Below are 16,004 nucleotides of genomic sequence, written 5' to 3' on the forward strand. Positions count from 1 at the left end.
CCGTACAACGGCCAGACACGTTAATATTTGCACTTATTTTGTCCATAGGGATTGGTAACTTGGCTGGATACCCCCATCCTGTCGCGCACAATCCTCGAGGTGATTGATGCGCGCCAACTCGTCCGAACCACACGATACTGTCACAGCGACACACCCGATCACCGCCACCCGTCTGCGTTGGCTGGATCTGCTGAGCAAGTACCGGCAATCCGTCGGCTTGGCCGTCACCCTGTTTCTGTTCGCTATCGCCTTGATCGCCTGTCGCCACCTGTTGATCGAACTCGACCTGGACGCCCTGCACGATTCGATTCTCAGCGTGCCCAAGCCAGCCCTGGGCGGTGCGTTGGCGGCAACCGCCATCGGCTTCGTTGTCCTGCTGGGCTATGAATGGTCCGCCAGCCGCTACGCCGATGTGAAGCTGCCGGGGCGCACCCTGGCACTCGGCGGCTTCACCGCCTTTGCCATCGGCAACGCCATCGGCCTGTCGCTGCTGTCCGGCGGTTCGGTGCGCTACAGGCTCTATGCCCGTCATGGCCTGGGGGCCGCCGAAGTCGCGCGAATGACCCTGTTCGCCAGCCTGTCGCTGGGTTGTGCCCTGCCACCGCTGGCCGCCCTGGCGACCCTGAGCAACCTGCCCGCGGCGTCTGCAGCCCTGCACCTGCCCGCCTACCTCCTGGGCGGCATTGCCGTGGCCGTACTGGCCCTGATGGCCCTGCTGGCGCTCGGCATCTACCGCCGTCACCTGCCGGAACAGCCGATCAAGGACAACCTGCTGGTCAAGGTCGGACGTCGCACCCTGCGCCTGCCCAGCGCCCGCCTGACCCTGCTGCAACTGGTGATTACCGCCCTGGACGTGGCCGCCGCCGCGACCGTGCTCTATCTGCTGCTGCCCGAGGCACCGCCGTTCGGCGCATTCCTGCTGGTGTACCTGCTGGCCCTGGCCGCCGGCGTGCTGAGCCATGTGCCCGGCGGTGTCGGCGTATTCGAAGCCATTCTGCTGGCGGCCTTCGCCAATGAACTGGGCGCGGCACCACTGGCCGCCGCACTGCTGCTCTATCGCCTGATCTATGTGCTGTTGCCGTTGCTGCTGGCCTGCCTGGCCCTGCTGAGCACGGAAGCCCAGCGCCTGATGACCACCCGGCAAAGCATGCGCGTCGCCTCGGGCTTCGCGGCGCCGATCCTGGCGGTGCTGGTATTCCTCTCCGGCGTGGTCCTGCTGTTCTCCGGCGCGACCCCGGAAATCGACACCCGCCTGGAAGGCATCGACTTCCTGGTGCCGGATCGCCTGATCGACGCCTCGCACTTCGGCGCCAGCCTGGTAGGCGTGTTGTGCCTGCTGCTGGCCCAGGGCCTGCGTCGCCGCCTGTCCGCCGCCTGGATGCTGACCATGACCTTGCTGCTGGTGGGCGCCCTGCTCTCCCTGCTCAAGGGTTTCGACTGGGAAGAAGCCAGCATGCTGACGGCCACCGCCTGTCTGCTGGGGATTTTCCGGCGCTCCTTCTATCGCCCCAGCCGTCTCACCGAACTGCCGTTCTCGCCGCTATACCTGGTGGCCAGCCTCTGCGTGCTCGGGGCCTCGGTCTGGTTGCTGCTGTTCGCTTACCAGGACGTGCCCTACAGCCACGAACTCTGGTGGCAGTTTGCGCTGGATGGCGATGCCCCCCGTGGCCTGCGCTCGCTGCTGGGGGCAGCCGTGGTGCTGGTCGTCGTTTCGCTGACCTGGCTGCTGCGTACGGCACGTCCGGTGATTCACCAGCCCACGCCCGAGGAAATGGAGCGTGCGCTCAAGGTCCTGATGGCCTCGGACCAGCCTGACGGCGGCCTGGCCCTGACCGGTGACAAAGCCTTCCTGTTCCACCCCAGCGACACCGCCTTCCTGATGTACGCCCGTCGCGGCCGCAGCCTGGTGGCGCTCTACGATCCGATCGGGCCGGCCCGCCAGCGCGCCGAGCTGATCTGGCAGTTCCGCGACCTGTGCGACACCCATCATGCCCGCCCGGTCTTCTATCAGGTGCGTGCCGAGAACCTGCCGTACTACATGGACATCGGCCTGACCGCCATCAAGCTCGGCGAAGAAGCCCGGGTCGACCTGCATCGCTTTGACCTGGAGTCCAAGGGCAAGGAAATGAAGGACCTGCGCTACACCTGGAACCGAGGCAGCCGTGACGGCCTGTCGCTGGAGATCTACGAACCGGGGCAGGCCCCGCTGGATGAACTCAAGGTCATCTCCGACGCCTGGCTCACCGGCAAGAACGTGCGCGAGAAAGGTTTCTCCCTGGGCCGCTTCAGCCCCGAGTACATCAACCACTTCCGCATCGCGATCATCCACTTCGAGGGCCGCCCGGTGGCGTTCGCCAACCTGCTCGAGACCCACAGCCATGAACTGGCCAGTCTCGACCTGATGCGCGCGCACCCCGAAGCGCCCAAGCTGACCATGGAGTTCTTGATGGTTGGCCTGATTCAGCATTATAAGGCTCACGGATACGCGCGCTTCAGCCTGGGCATGGTGCCGCTGTCGGGCCTGCAACCGCGGCGTGGCGCTCCCTTGACCCAGCGCCTGGGCTCGATGGTGTTCCAGCGTGGCGAGCAGCTCTACAACTTCCAGGGCCTGCGTCGCTTCAAGGACAAGTTCCAGCCTGACTGGGAACCCCGTTACATGGCCGTGCCGGCAGGACTCGATCCGCTGGTCGCACTGGCCGATACCGCCGCCCTGATTGCGGGCGGCCTGACTGGATTGGTGAAACGCTGATGATTCGACGCTCCTGGCGATTTTTACTGGTAATCGTGCTGCTTCTGGCCGCGCTCGCGGGAGGCGGCTACTGGTTCTGGAACCGCCCCGCGCCGGAACCCACCCTTGAACACCTGAGCCAAGCCGACGGTTCCACCCTGACCCGCCTGATCCCGGGCACCACGCCCAAGGCCCAGGTGGTGGTGGCGACCCTCGCCGAAGACGCCCTGAGCGACAAGCAATTGTCCGCCCTGAGCCGTGGCGGCGCGGCGCAGATCGTCCAGGTGATCCTGCCCAAGGATAACTGCGTGCTGCAGCAGAAAGCCCTGGACAGCGCCCTGCAACAGCTTAAGGGTCAGGCGACCCTGGTCAGCGGCATCGGCCCGGGCGCGTCCCTGGCCTGGAACTGGCTGGCGGCCCAGACCGACGACAAGGCCCAGGCCATCTCGGTGGGGTTCGTGCTCGAGCAAGAGGGTTGCACCACCCCGGTACCGAAGACCGCCGCCCACGGCCACTGGCTGGTGGCCTGGAACGACGGCCCGGATGATCCGAGCGCGGCGTTCGTGCGCGACCAGCCCAACGCCGAAACCAGCATCAGCGACTATGACGTGCACCTGCCCCAGGTGCTGAACAACGAACTGCGCAAGATGCTGGTCGGTTCGGACAATGGCGGCCTGGCCATTCCCGTGGTGGAAGTCCCGGCGGGCCAGACCACCGACACCGTCACCCTGTTCCTCTCCGGCGACGGCGGCTGGCGCGACCTGGACCGCGACGTGGCGGGGGAAATGGCGAAGATCGGCTACCCGGTGGTGGGCATCGACACCCTGCGCTACTACTGGCAGCACAAGAGCCCGGAGCAGAGTGCCACCGACCTGACCGAACTGATGCAGCACTACCGGCAGAAGTGGGGCACCAAGCGTTTCGTCCTGACCGGCTATTCCTTCGGTGCCGACGTACTGCCGGCGATCTACAACCGCCTGCCGGCAGCCGAACAGCAGCGGGTCGACGCGATCATCCTGCTGGCGTTCGCCCGCAGCGGCAGTTTCGAGATCCACGTTGATGGCTGGCTGGGCAAGGCCGGCATGGAGCTCGATACCGGTCCGGACATGGCCAAGCTGCCGGCGGCCAAAGTGTTGTGCATCTACGGGCAGGACGAAGTGAAGGAAAGTGGTTGCACCACCACGACCGCAGTGGGTGAAAGCCTCAAGTTGCCAGGGGGTCATCACTTCGACGAGAACTACCCGGCGCTGGCCAAGCGCCTGGTGGATGCGATACAGAAGCGTCAGGGTAAAAGCGAGTAATGCGAGCCCTGTAGGAGCGGTGCTTGCCCGCGAAGCTTTTCAGCGGTCTCACGGGCCCCTTCGCGAGCAAGCTCTGCTCCCACAAGACCGTCCAACACGCCCAGCCCCAAAGAAAAAGCCCCCGCTGCCGTAAGGCAACGGGGGCTTTTTCATGCCCGGGACTATCAGATCTCGACCTGCGTCCCCAGCTCGATCACCCGGTTCACCGGCAGCTTGAAGAAACGCAGGCTACCGTTGGCATTCTTCAGCATGAAGGCGAACAGGTTCTCCCGCCAACGCGCCATCCCGACGATCTTCGAAGCGACCACCGTCTCGCGGCTGAGGAAATAGGTGGTACGCATCGGACTGAAATCCAGCTCATCCAGATGGCACAATTTCAGCGCCTGGGGAATATCCGGCTCATCGATGAAGCCGAAGTGCAGGATGACCCGGAAGAAGCCCGTCCCATAGGAAGCCACCTCGAACCGCCGTTGTGCCGGCACCCGTGGAATATCCTCGTAGACCACCGTCAACAACACCACCTGCTCATGCAGCACCTGGTTGTGCAGCAAGTTGTGCAACAACGCATGGGGCACCGCATCCGGCCGACCGGTGAGGAACACCGCCGTACCCTGCACCCGGTGGGGCGGCTGCACCCGAATGCTTTCGATAAAGATCGGCAACGGCAGGGCCCCTTCGTCCAGGCGGTCCACCACCAGCTCCTTGCCGCGTTTCCAGGTGGTCATGAGGATAAACAGCACGATCCCCGCCAGTACCGGAAAGGCACCTCCCTGGACGATCTTGGGCACGTTGGCGGCGAAGAACAGCCCGTCCACCAGCAGGAAGCCCACCAGGATCGGCACGGTCAGGATCGGCGACCATTTCCACAGCAGCAGCATCACCGCCGCCACCAGGATACTGGTGATCAGCATGGTCCCGGTCACCGCCACGCCATAGGCCGAGGCCAGGGCGTTGGACGAACCGAAACCGATCACCAGCAGGACCACACCGACCATCAGGGTCCAGTTCACCGCACCGATGTAGATCTGCCCCTGCTCGGCACTGGAGGTGTGCTGGGTATACATGCGCGGGATGTAGCCCAACTGGATCGCCTGGCGGGTCAGGGAGAACGCCCCGGAGATCACCGCCTGGGAAGCGATCACCGTCGCCAGGGTCGACAGCACCACCAGCGGAATCAGCGCCCAGCCCGGCGCCAGCAGATAGAAGGGGTTGCGCGCGGCATCCGGGTTTTCCAGCAGCAAGGCGCCCTGGCCGAAGTAGTTCAGGACCAGCGCCGGCAGCACCAGGGCAAACCAGGCGCGGGCAATCGGCTTGCGCCCGAAGTGGCCCATGTCGGCGTACAAGGCTTCGGCACCGGTCAACGCCAGTACCACCGCCCCCAGGATCGCCACACCTACGCCCGGGTGAGTGGTAAAGAAGCGCACGCACCATATCGGGTTCAACGCGCTCAGCACTTCAGGGTGCTGGGAAATACCGTTGGCGCCCATGACCCCGAGCACCACGAACCAGGCCACCATCACCGGCCCGAACAACTTGCCGATACTCGCGGTACCGTGTTTCTGGATCAGGAACAACGCCACCAGGACCACCAGCGACAGCGGCACCACCCAGTGCTCCAGCCCGTCGAAGGCGATTTCCAGGCCCTCGACCGCCGACAGCACCGAAATCGCCGGGGTGATCATGCTGTCACCGTAGAACAGCGCCGCGCCGATCAGCCCGAGAATCACCAGCACCGACTGCAATTTCGGGTAGGACGCCGACGCCCGCCGCGCCAGCGCGGTCAGGGCCATGATCCCGCCTTCGCCCTGGTTGTCGGCACGCAGGATGAACAACACGTACTTGATCGCAACCACCCAGACCAGCGACCAGAAGATCAGCGCCAGAATCCCCAGGACACCGTCCGGGCTGACCTGCACCCCGTAACCGCCAGTGAACACCTCCTTGAGGGTGTATAACGGGCTGGTGCCGATGTCGCCGTACACCACCCCTACCGCCGCTACCAGCATACCCAACGGCTTTGCCGTCGAGTGCCCCTGCCCCTCACTCACTGCGTGACCACCCATCAACTACTCCTACACCCCGGACCAAGGCTTCTTTCAAGAAGCACTATGCTTTTTTTTGCAGCATGCGCTGTTTTTCTTACAGTTGCCGACGATTTACAAGTCATCGGTTATTTTGAAACAAAAAATGACAGCGTCTCGCATTGGTGCGAAGCATAGCGCAGCACTCGTCGCATTTCCCCGCATAAAGCTGGTCAAGTGCCTCAGCCATCGCTAGAATTGCGCACTTTTTGATCAGAGGCGCGCCAGCGCCCAAGCGATGCCCTTGCCCCAAGCGGCTCGACACCCTATACCGAGGTTAGACATGTCCACCCCTACCGCGCCAGCCAACCCGAAGGTCGGCTTCGTATCCCTGGGTTGCCCGAAAGCTCTGGTCGACTCCGAGCGCATCCTGACGCAACTGCGCATGGAAGGCTATGACGTGGTGTCCACCTACCAGGACGCCGATGTCGTGGTGGTCAACACCTGCGGCTTCATCGACAGCGCCAAGGCCGAGTCCCTGGAAGTGATCGGCGAAGCCATCAAGGAAAACGGCAAGGTGATCGTCACCGGCTGCATGGGCGTCGAAGAAGGCAACATCCGCGACGTGCACCCCAGCGTACTGGCCGTGACCGGCCCGCAGCAGTACGAGCAGGTGGTCAGCGCCGTGCACGAAGTCGTACCGCCGCGCCAGGACCACAACCCGCTGATCGACCTGGTACCGCCACAGGGCATCAAGCTGACGCCACGCCACTACGCGTACCTGAAGATTTCCGAAGGCTGCAACCACAGCTGCAGCTTCTGCATCATCCCGTCGATGCGCGGCAAGCTGGTCAGCCGTCCGGTGGGCGATGTCCTCGACGAGGCCCAGCGCCTGGTCAAGTCCGGGGTCAAGGAGCTGCTGGTGATCTCCCAGGACACCAGCGCCTACGGCGTCGACGTGAAGTACCGCACCGGCTTCTGGAACGGCGCGCCGGTGAAGACCCGCATGACCGAGCTGTGCGAAGCCCTCAGCACCCTGGGCGTGTGGGTGCGCCTGCACTACGTCTACCCGTACCCCCATGTCGACGAGCTGATCCCGCTGATGGCCGCCGGCAAGATCCTGCCGTACCTGGACATCCCGTTCCAGCACGCCAGCCCGAAAGTGCTCAAGTCGATGAAACGCCCGGCGTTCGAAGACAAGACCCTGGCGCGGATCAAGAACTGGCGCGAGATCTGCCCGGACCTGATCATCCGTTCGACCTTTATCGTCGGTTTCCCCGGCGAAACCGAGGAGGACTTCCAGTACCTGCTCGACTGGCTGACCGAAGCCCAGCTCGACCGCGTCGGCTGCTTCCAGTACTCGCCGGTCGAAGGCGCGCCAGCCAACGACCTGGGCCTGGACGTGGTCCCGGATGACGTCAAGCAGGAGCGCTGGGAGCGCTTCATGGCCCATCAGCAGGCCATCAGCAGCGCCCGCCTGCAACTGCGCATCGGCCGCGACATCGAAGTGCTGATCGACGAGGTCGACGAACAAGGCGCGGTCGGTCGTTGCTTCTTCGACGCCCCGGAAATCGACGGCAACGTGTTCATCGACGGCGCGGGCGATCTCAAGCCCGGCGACAAGGTCTGGTGCCGTGTCACCGATGCCGACGAATACGACCTGTGGGCTGAAACGATCTAAGCACGAAAAAAACCTGAAAAGCCCCGCCCTTTCAACGAGATGCGGGGCTTTTTTACGTCTATAGTCTGGCTCATGAACAACAACGACAGCGACGCAAGGAGCCTGCTGCATGCGCCAGCTCACGGTCATCCACACCCCCAAGCCCGGCGACTACCCGGAGCTGGCCCGTCTCTGGGAAGCTTCGGTGCGCGCCACCCATGATTTCCTGCCGGACAGCTACATCGAACTGTTGAGGAACATGCTGCTGACCCATTACCTGGATGCGGTCATGCTGGTCTGTACCCGCGACTCACGCCAACGCATCACCGGGTTCGCCGGGGTCGCGGCGGGCAAGATCGAAATGCTCTTCATCGACCCGAAAGAGCGTGGCAAAGGCCTGGGCAGACAACTGCTCAGCTATGCCATCGAGCACCTGAATGCCGACGAACTGGACGTCAACGAACAGAACCCCCAGGCGATCGGTTTCTATTTCAAGCAGGGCTTCGAGGTCATCGGTCGGTCGGAGAAGGATGGCATGGGCCAGCCGTACCCTTTGCTGCATCTGCGCCTGAAACGCTGAGTGCGACAAATGTTGCCGGGCTTAACCGGCGCCAGGCAGGTACAATAGCCGCCCCCCTTTTTTACGGCCGCCGTCATGTCTGAACCCATTCGCCTCTCCAAACGCCTGATCGAACTGGTCGGCTGCTCCCGTCGGGAGGCCGAACTGTTCATCGAAGGCGGCTGGGTCACGGTCGATGGCGAAGTCATCGACGAACCGCAGTACAAGGTCGCGGCCCAGAAAGTCGAACTGGACCCCGAGGCCAAGGCCACCGCGCCGGAACCGGTCACCCTGCTGCTGCATCAACCGGCCGGCCTGGACCTCGACAGCGCGCTGCAACTGCTGCGCGCCGATACGCTCAGCGAGGAACACCGCTATGGCAAGCGCCCGCTCAAGGGGCATTTCCTGCGCCTGACCGCTGGCGCCGACCTGCAAGCCGGCGCCAGCGGCCTGGTGGTGTTCACCCAGGATTGGAAAATCCTGCGCAAGCTCACCGCCGACGCCGCCAAGATCGAGCAGGAATATGTGGTGGAGGTCAGTGGCGACATCGTCGAGCACGGCCTCAACCGCCTGAGCCATGGCCTGACCTACAAGGGCCGCGAGCTGCCCGCCGTCAAGGCCAGCTGGCAGAACGAGAACCGCCTGCGTTTCGCGATGAAAAATCCGCAACCGGGGGTGATCGCGCTGTTTTGCCAGGCCGTCGGGCTCAAGGTCGTGGCCATCCGCCGGATCCGTATCGGTGGCGTTTCCATCGGCAAGGTGCCCGTGGGCCAATGGCGCTATCTGTCGGCCAAGGAAAAATTCTAACCCCTTTCAACGTCGCGCCAGACGCGCGGCGCCCACCTCTTACGGATGGCTCACATGATTCACAACGATGTACTGCGCAGCGTGCGCTACATGCTCGACATCAGCGACAGCAAGGTCGTCGAGATCATCAAGTTGACCGGCTTCGAAGTGAGCAAGGCGGCTATCGTCACCTACCTGAAAAAGGATGAGGAAGAGGGCTTCGTGCATTGCCCGGACGAGGTCATGGCGCATTTCCTCGACGGCCTGGTGATCTTCAAGCGCGGCAAGGACGAAAGCCGGCCGGCGTTGCCGATCGAGCTGCCGGTGACCAACAACATCATCCTGAAGAAACTGCGGGTCGCCTTCGAACTGAAGGAAGACGACATGCACGCCATTCTCAAGGCCGCCGAGTTCCCGGTGTCCAAGCCCGAGCTGAGCGCGCTGTTCCGCAAGTTCGGCCACACCAACTACCGTCCCTGCGGCGACCAGTTGCTGCGCAACTTCCTCAAGGGCCTGACGCTGCGCGTTCGCGGCTGATCCACGCCGACGTGCATGGCGCATCATTGCGCCGCCCAATAGTGGCTCCGCTTTTGACACCTGGCGGCTAGGGTATGGACACCTTTAGCACTCAGGATTCGCCATGCACCCTTACTTCTCCCTGCAAGGCCGCACCGCGCTGGTGACCGGCGGTACCCGCGGTATCGGCAAGATGATCGCCAAGGCCTTTGTCGAGGCCGGTGCCCAGGTCTACGTCTGTGCCCGGGATGTCCAGGCCTGCCAGCAGACCGCCGAGGAACTCGGCGCCCTGGGCCATTGCCAGGCCCTGGCCGCCAACCTGGCGACAGAGGAAGGCGTGCAGGCCTTGGCGACACGCCTGGGTGAGCAGATCGATCGGCTGGATATCCTGGTCAACAACGCCGGCACCACCTGGGGTGCCCCGCTGGAAAGCTATCCGGTGAAAGGCTGGGAGAAGGTCATGCAACTGAACGTGACCTCGGTCTTCAACTGCATCCAGCAGTTCCTGCCGTTGCTGCGCAAGGCCGGTTCGGCGGCGAACCCGGCCAGGATCATCAATATCGGTTCGGTGGCGGGGATTTCGTCATTCGGCGAAGAGGCCTATGCCTACGGCCCGAGCAAGGCCGCCCTGCATCAGTTGTCACGGATCCTGGCGCGGGAACTGGTCAGCCAGCACATCAACGTCAATGTCATCGCACCGGGGCGTTTCCCGAGCAAGATGACCCAGCACATCGGCAACGACGAGCAGGCGCTGGCCGAGGATACGGCCTTGATTCCCATGCAGCGCTGGGGGCGCGAGGAGGAAATGGCGGCGCTGGCGATCAGTTTGGCGAGTACCGCCGGGGCTTACATGACGGGGAATATCATCCCGCTGGATGGTGGGTTCAGCTTGTAACTATAGGAACTGCCGAGGGCTAACTTGTGGCGAGTGGGCTCGCCACAAATGTCAGTTCTCCAGGAAGACCGCTTGAATCAGATCCCGGCCCGCAGCACGCTCTCGGGCAGCGCCTCGCCGCGCTCGACACAGGCCGCCACGGTCTCGATCAGCTCGTCCAGCTCATACCCCTGCGCCGCCAGCCATTGCGGATCGTAGTAGGTGGTGGCGTAACGCTCGCCGCCATCGCACAGGATCGCCACGATCGAACCGCTCTCCCCCGCCTGGACCATCTGCCGCGCCGCCATCAACGCGCCGATCAGGTTGGTACCGCTGGAACCCCCGACCCGACGCCCCAGGTGCTGCGCCAGGTAGTGCATGGCCGCCAGGGACAAGGCATCCGGCACCTTGACCATGGCATCGATCACCGTGGGCAGGAACGACGCCTCGACCCGCGGACGCCCGATCCCTTCGATCCGCGAACCGCAGTCCAGGCGCAGCCCGGCATCGCCGGTCTGGTAGAAATCGAAGAACACCGAACGCTCGGCATCGGCGCACAACACCCGGGTGCAATGCTGGCGATAACGCACATAGCGACCGAGGGTCGCCGTGGTCCCGCCGGTACCGGGACTGGAAATCAACCAGCTCGGTTCCGGGTGACGCTCGAAACGCAGTTGCTGGAAAATCGACTCGGCGATGTTGTTGTTCGCCCGCCAGTCCGTGGCCCGCTCGGCATAGGTGAACTGGTCCATGAAATGACCGCCGCTCTCCCGGGCCAGGCGCTCGGACTCGGCATAGATCTGCGTCGGATCCTGCACCAGGTGGCTCTTGCCGCCGTAGAAGGCGATCTGCGCGATCTTTTCCTGGGAGGTGGTGGCCGGCATCACCGCGATAAAGGGCAAGCCCAGCAGGCGCGCGAAGTAGGCTTCGGAAATCGCCGTCGAGCCGCTGGACGCCTCGATCACCGGCGCTCCCGGATGCAACCAGCCATTACACAGTGCATAGAGGAACAGCGAACGCGCCAGACGGTGCTTCAGGCTGCCGGTCGGATGGCTGGATTCGTCCTTGAAGTACAGCTCGATGCCCGGCAGACCCGGCAGCGGCAACGGGATCAAGTGGGTATCGGCACTGCGCTGGAAGTCGGCTTCAATGATCCGGATAGCTTCCCGGGCCCACTGTCGGTTGTCGATCATGATGGATTACTCGTCTTGGAACGGATGTGCTCGAAAACACTGACGGCTGGCTGCGCCACTGGCCCATGGCCAAACCGTTGGAGGATAAAGAAAGATCGGGTCTCTGACAGGCCCCACCGCGGTCATCCCCTCACTATAGGAAGTTTCCTACGTAGCGCACAGATACAGTGAAGACGCATTTAGACACATAACTGCTAGGCTCTTTGCCATCCACCCCTCAAGCACCCACTTATAACAAAAAAGAATATAATTTTTGTTTTAACAACTAACAGTACGGGTTAGGGTGTCCTACCTTTTGCATTCACCGATGGAGAGCGACCTTGCCTCTGCGTAGCACTTTCACCCGTTTCTTTCAGTTGGAAGCTGCCAGCGGTCTGCTATTGATTGCCGCTGCAGCCCTGGCCCTGATCATCAACAACTCGCCGCTGTCGCACCTCTACGGCGGCCTGCTGGATGTGCCGGTGGTGGCTCAGGTCGGCGCCCTGAAAATCGCCAAGCCCTTGCTGCTGTGGATCAACGACGGCCTGATGGCACTGTTCTTCCTGCTGATCGGCCTGGAGGTCAAGCGCGAGCTCCTCGAAGGTCACCTGTCCAAGCCGTCCCAGGTCGTGCTGCCGGGCGCGGCGGCCATCGGCGGCATGGTGGTACCGGCGCTGATCTACTGGTTCCTGAACCGTGACAATCCGGCAGCCCTCGGCGGCTGGGCGATTCCCATGGCCACCGACATCGCCTTCGCCCTCGGGGTACTGGCCTTGCTCGGCAAGCGTGTGCCGGTGTCGCTGAAACTGTTCCTGATGACCCTGGCGATCATCGATGACCTGGGCGCGATCATCGTCATCGCGATCTTCTACTCCCATGAACTGTCGACGCTGTCGCTGATGCTGGCGGGGGCCTGCCTGGTGGCACTGATCGCGATGAATCGCCTGGGCGTGGTCAAGCTCGGGCCCTATCTGGTGATCGGCCTGATTCTCTGGGTCTGCGTGCTCAAGAGCGGTGTGCACGCCACGCTGGCCGGCGTGGCCCTGGCGTTCTGCATCCCGTTGCGCACCCGCAACGCCGAAAGCTCGCCGCTGCTGAGCCTGGAGCATGCGCTGCATCCGTGGGTGGCGTTCGGCATCCTGCCGCTGTTCGCCTTTGCCAATGCCGGCGTCTCCCTGGCCGGTGTGCAGTTGGAAAGCTTTACCCATCACGTGCCGATGGGCATCGCCGCGGGCCTGCTGATCGGCAAGACGGTCGGTGTCTTCGGCCTGACCTGGCTGGCGGTCAAGGCCGGTCTGGCGGCGCTGCCGAACGGGGCCAACTGGGGGCAACTGTTCGGCGTGGCGATCCTGTGCGGGATAGGTTTCACCATGAGCCTGTTCGTCGGCTCCCTGGCCTTTATTCCGGGCAGCAGCGACTACGCGGGCATGGACCGCATGGGCATCCTCACCGGCTCGATCCTGGCGGCACTGATCGGCTATGCCGTGACGGCGGCGGCCAGTCGCAAATCCAGCACGACCTGAAGGCCGGTTGCTACAAGGTTCGTAGCGACCTCCAGGCCAGCAACGCAAAAAAAGAAAACCCCGACCAGTTCCCTGGCCGGGGTTTTCTTTTGACAGCGGAGAGTGAAATCAGTGGGTCACGCGGCTGGTGCCGCCAACGGTGGCGATACGCACGCGCTCGCCAACCCGGAAGATTTCGTTCGGCTGCACTTCTTGAACATAGGCACGCATGCTGCCGTCATCTTCACGAACGGTGATTTCAACACCCTGGGCGCTGGTCAGGCCTTTTTCAGCCATGTTACCCAGCACGCCACCGGCCACCGCACCGGCCACCGCGGTCACGATACTGCCACGGCCACCGCCGATCGCGCTGCCGCCGACGCCACCGATAATTGCACCGGCACCGGCACCGATTGGCGAGTTGGTACCTTCGATTTTCACCGGACGCAGCGACTCGATGGTGCCCATGCGGATGGTCTGGACGCGACGCGCTTCGTCACGGGAATAGGAATCGCCCGTCAGGCTGCTGGCGCAACCACCCAACAGCATGGCCATCGTGGAGAAGGAAGCAATCAACAAAACAGACTTACGCATAGGATCAACTCCATAGGATATGACTTTAATTAAACTCCGCAGCTTGATCCCTGTCACGGCAGCGCACGGATAAAATGGTTTTCATTCAGCACCCGTACAGCCACGGTGCCCAAATGAGCGGGGATATAGGGTAGCGCGATTTCGATCCGCCTGCCCGGGCTGCCCAGCAGTTGAAACAATCAGCGACAACTGAATCGCTACGACAACCACCGCAACCGGCCAAGAACCAACGACATGGACTACTTCATCATCGCAATCGCTACGGCAGCCGGACTGTATTTCCACGGCTGGCTGTATATCAGGATCAGACGTTGGATGGACCGCGATCTGGCGTTATCGCTAGCGGGAGACAACGAATTACACAAAAAGTTCATGCTCGAATGCCTGGCTGCGGCCAGGTCGCGACACGTCAAGCGCCGGGACTTGCAGCAATGGCTTGAGGCCGCGGCTGCAGGTTATCCGGATCAGGGCCTGGACAAGGATTTGCCAGGGAGGGATCAGGCGAACGCTCTTGCAACGCCGCCTGATCAAACCGCGAACGGCTCGCGCCACTAAGGTGCGAGGCGCCGACGTGTCCAGCCCGCCTCTTCCAGACGGTAGTCGAGGCGGTCATGCAGGCGGCTGGCGCGACCTTGCCAGAACTCGATGCGCTCCGGCAGCAGACGATAACCACCCCAATGCTCGGGGCAATGGGGCTGCGTATCGCTGAAGCGCGCTTCGGTGTTCTTGAGCAAACCCTCGAGTTCCTCCCGGCCGGCAATCACCTGACTCTGCGGCGAGGCCCAGGCCCCCAGCCGGCTGCCCAGCGGACGCACCTTGAAGTAAGCATCCGACTCTTGTGCCGAGACCTTGACCACCCGCCCCTCGATCCGCACCTGGCGCTCCAGGGTCGGCCAGAAGAAGGTCATCGCCGCAAATGGGCGGGCCGCCAGTTGCCGGCCCTTGTCGCTGTCGTAGTTGGTGAAGAAGGTAAACCCCGACTCGTCCAGCCCCTTGAGCAACAGGATGCGGCAATGCGGGCGCCCTTCCTCGTCCACCGTCGCCAGGGTCATGGCATTGGCCTCGACGGGCACCTGCTCGGTCTTCACCGCCTCGGCGAACCACTGATGGAACAACGCGAACGGCTCGGCCGGGGCCAGGGCCTCGGTGAGACCGTCACGGGTGTAGTCGCGGCGCATATCCGCCAGGGCGTGAGTCATGACGCGTTCCTTCTCGATCGTCAGGTCAGTTCTTGGTCGAGCTGTCGGTGCCGGCGTCTTTCTTCGCCGGCGCAGCTGCCTTGTCCTTGTCCGCCGCGGCCTTGGTTGCCGCCGCTTTCTTGACCGGCGCTTTCTTGTGGACCGGAGCTTTCTTGGCCGCGGCCTTGCCCTTGCCCTTCTTGGTCGATGCCGCGGCTTTCTTCGCCGCAGGCGCCGTGGCAGCTGCCGGCTTGGCATCCGCAGCCGCTACCTGGGTGACCGGCGCCGGAGGTGGAACCGGAATGCTGTATTTGCTCAGCAGCGCAACCATGGTGTTCTGCGGGGTCAGGATGATTTCCACGCGACGGTTCAACGCGCGACCGTCACTGCTGTCATTGGCGGCACGCGGCATGTCCGAGCCCATGCCACGCAGCATCAGGCGATCACGATGCAGGCCGCTGAGGCCGAAAATCGCCGCCACGGACTGGGCCTGTTGCTGGCTCAGGGCCTTGGTCGATTCGGCGCTGGAGCTGTTGTCGCCATGCCCCAGGATCACCACGGCGGTCTTGGGGTCACCCTCGACAGTCTTGGCGATGCGGGTGAAGGGACCGAGGGTGGCCGGCAGCAACAGCTCCGGACGCTTGGGATTGTAGAAACCGTCTACCGGGGCAATGACCACCAGCACGTTTTCACGCCGTTCCAGCTTCAGGGAAGAGTTCTGGATCGCGGTACGCAGGCGCGGCTCGTAATCGTCGAGCCAGGCCTGGGTGATTTTCGGGTCGGGCATTGGCACGGCCTTGACCGGCGGCTGGGTAGTTTGCTTGCCGTCGGCCTTGTTGTCCGAGCTGCCGAACGGCCACCACCAATGGGTGGCGGAATCCGCCTGTGGCGCCGGAGTCGTCGCGGCGGCAACCGCCGTGGCCAGTGGCACGGGTTTGTCCGCACTTTGTGGAGTTTGCGCGCAACCGGTCACAATCAGACAGATGGCCAGGGCGAGAGACTTGTTCGATGACATGGGGAGATCCACAAAATGAGATAGAGAAACAAGGGCCGTCAGGCCCTATGGAACAGTGTAATAGAAAGCAAAAAAGTCACAGGGTTCCGGCCTATGAC

At 63.2% G+C, this 16,004-nt stretch carries 13 protein-coding genes and 1 pseudogene; 9 read left to right on the forward strand and 5 right to left on the reverse strand.

Going from position 1 to position 16,004, the window contains the following annotated elements; translation table 11 throughout:
* The first annotated feature begins 106 nt into the window (after positions 1–106).
* Positions 107–2,749 carry a bifunctional lysylphosphatidylglycerol flippase/synthetase MprF gene (gene mprF, locus NUH87_RS11315; protein WP_338526003.1) on the forward strand — a complete coding sequence of 881 codons (2,643 nt, stop codon included), beginning with the start codon at positions 107–109 and terminating at the stop codon, positions 2,747–2,749.
* Complete coding sequence (locus tag NUH87_RS11320) at positions 2,749–4,029, forward strand: virulence factor family protein (protein ID WP_338526004.1); 1,281 nt, start codon at positions 2,749–2,751, stop codon at positions 4,027–4,029. Before mprF ends, NUH87_RS11320 begins: the two co-directional genes overlap by 1 nt.
* 164 nt (positions 4,030–4,193) lie before the next feature.
* On the opposite strand, the gene NUH87_RS11325 is transcribed toward NUH87_RS11320, so the two are convergent.
* Positions 4,194–6,092, reverse strand: coding sequence for a potassium transporter Kup (locus NUH87_RS11325; protein ID WP_338526005.1), 1,899 nt, complete (start codon positions 6,090–6,092; stop codon positions 4,194–4,196).
* 301 nt (positions 6,093–6,393) lie between these two features.
* On the opposite strand from NUH87_RS11325, the gene rimO reads away from it, so the two are divergent.
* The 5 genes from rimO to NUH87_RS11350 all read left to right on the forward strand — a co-directional run bounded on the left by rimO (position 6,394) and on the right by NUH87_RS11350 (position 10,466).
* Complete coding sequence (gene rimO / locus NUH87_RS11330; protein ID WP_338526006.1) at positions 6,394–7,731, forward strand: 30S ribosomal protein S12 methylthiotransferase RimO; 1,338 nt, start codon at positions 6,394–6,396, stop codon at positions 7,729–7,731.
* Positions 7,732–7,840: 109 nt separating this feature from the next.
* Positions 7,841–8,290: a GNAT family N-acetyltransferase gene (locus NUH87_RS11335; protein ID WP_338526007.1), complete on the forward strand. Its 450-nt coding sequence runs from the start codon at positions 7,841–7,843 to the stop codon at positions 8,288–8,290.
* 75 nt (positions 8,291–8,365) lie between these two features.
* Complete coding sequence (locus NUH87_RS11340; RefSeq protein WP_040064815.1) at positions 8,366–9,076, forward strand: rRNA pseudouridine synthase; 711 nt, start codon at positions 8,366–8,368, stop codon at positions 9,074–9,076.
* Positions 9,077–9,130: 54 nt separating this feature from the next.
* Positions 9,131–9,592: a DUF1456 family protein gene (locus tag NUH87_RS11345; RefSeq protein ID WP_040064814.1), complete on the forward strand. Its 462-nt coding sequence runs from the start codon at positions 9,131–9,133 to the stop codon at positions 9,590–9,592.
* 103 nt (positions 9,593–9,695) lie between these two features.
* Complete coding sequence (locus NUH87_RS11350) at positions 9,696–10,466, forward strand: SDR family oxidoreductase (protein WP_338526008.1); 771 nt, start codon at positions 9,696–9,698, stop codon at positions 10,464–10,466.
* A 77-nt stretch (positions 10,467–10,543) separates the two neighbouring features.
* Here NUH87_RS11350 and NUH87_RS11355 read toward each other — a convergent pair whose 3' ends face one another.
* A complete protein-coding gene (locus NUH87_RS11355; protein WP_338526795.1) occupies positions 10,544–11,641 on the reverse strand; it encodes a PLP-dependent cysteine synthase family protein in 1,098 nt (365 codons plus the stop codon).
* A gap of 317 nt (positions 11,642–11,958) precedes the next feature.
* Between NUH87_RS11355 and nhaA the strand changes: the two genes are divergently transcribed.
* On the forward strand, positions 11,959–13,140 hold the full coding sequence (gene nhaA / locus NUH87_RS11360) for a Na+/H+ antiporter NhaA (RefSeq protein ID WP_338526009.1): 1,182 nt from the start codon (positions 11,959–11,961) through the stop codon (positions 13,138–13,140).
* Positions 13,141–13,248: 108 nt separating this feature from the next.
* Here the strand turns inward: nhaA and NUH87_RS11365 are convergent, their stop codons facing one another.
* The gene (locus NUH87_RS11365) at positions 13,249–13,713 is read right to left on the reverse strand and encodes a glycine zipper 2TM domain-containing protein (protein ID WP_040064810.1); all 465 of its coding nucleotides are present in this window, start codon (positions 13,711–13,713) and stop codon (positions 13,249–13,251) included.
* 234 nt (positions 13,714–13,947) lie between these two features.
* Here NUH87_RS11365 and NUH87_RS11370 point away from each other — a divergent pair.
* A pseudogene (locus NUH87_RS11370) lies at positions 13,948–14,181 on the forward strand (hypothetical protein); the annotation flags it as partial.
* An 83-nt stretch (positions 14,182–14,264) separates the two neighbouring features.
* Here the strand turns inward: NUH87_RS11370 and pdxH are convergent.
* Together pdxH and NUH87_RS11380 are read right to left on the reverse strand one after the other, a co-directional pair.
* Positions 14,265–14,912, reverse strand: a complete 648-nt coding sequence (gene pdxH / locus NUH87_RS11375; RefSeq protein WP_338526010.1) for a pyridoxamine 5'-phosphate oxidase — start codon at positions 14,910–14,912, stop codon at positions 14,265–14,267.
* 25 nt (positions 14,913–14,937) lie between these two features.
* Complete coding sequence (locus NUH87_RS11380; protein WP_338526011.1) at positions 14,938–15,906, reverse strand: OmpA family protein; 969 nt, start codon at positions 15,904–15,906, stop codon at positions 14,938–14,940.
* Positions 15,907–16,004: the final 98 nt, after the last annotated feature.

Origin of the sequence: Pseudomonas batumici (assembly GCF_036585405.1) — a bacterium.
Taxonomy (GTDB): Bacteria; Pseudomonadota; Gammaproteobacteria; order Pseudomonadales; family Pseudomonadaceae; genus Aquipseudomonas; species Aquipseudomonas batumici.

Bases quoted from the DNA above. Each gene is read 5' to 3' on its own strand.
- NUH87_RS11365 (WP_040064810.1), bottom strand. From the start codon at position 13,713: ATGCGTAAGTCTGTTTTGTTGATTGCTTCCTTCTCCACGATGGCCATG.
- pdxH (WP_338526010.1), bottom strand. From the start codon at position 14,912: ATGACTCACGCCCTGGCGGATATGCGCCGCGACTACACCCGTGACGGT.
- mprF (WP_338526003.1), top strand. From the start codon at position 107: ATGCGCGCCAACTCGTCCGAACCACACGATACTGTCACAGCGACACAC.
- NUH87_RS11350 (WP_338526008.1), top strand. From the start codon at position 9,696: ATGCACCCTTACTTCTCCCTGCAAGGCCGCACCGCGCTGGTGACCGGC.
- NUH87_RS11335 (WP_338526007.1), top strand. From the start codon at position 7,841: ATGCGCCAGCTCACGGTCATCCACACCCCCAAGCCCGGCGACTACCCG.
- NUH87_RS11345 (WP_040064814.1), top strand. From the start codon at position 9,131: ATGATTCACAACGATGTACTGCGCAGCGTGCGCTACATGCTCGACATC.
- rimO (WP_338526006.1), top strand. From the start codon at position 6,394: ATGTCCACCCCTACCGCGCCAGCCAACCCGAAGGTCGGCTTCGTATCC.
- NUH87_RS11380 (WP_338526011.1), bottom strand. From the start codon at position 15,906: ATGTCATCGAACAAGTCTCTCGCCCTGGCCATCTGTCTGATTGTGACC.
- NUH87_RS11325 (WP_338526005.1), bottom strand. From the start codon at position 6,092: ATGGGTGGTCACGCAGTGAGTGAGGGGCAGGGGCACTCGACGGCAAAG.
- NUH87_RS11320 (WP_338526004.1), top strand. From the start codon at position 2,749: ATGATTCGACGCTCCTGGCGATTTTTACTGGTAATCGTGCTGCTTCTG.
- NUH87_RS11340 (WP_040064815.1), top strand. From the start codon at position 8,366: ATGTCTGAACCCATTCGCCTCTCCAAACGCCTGATCGAACTGGTCGGC.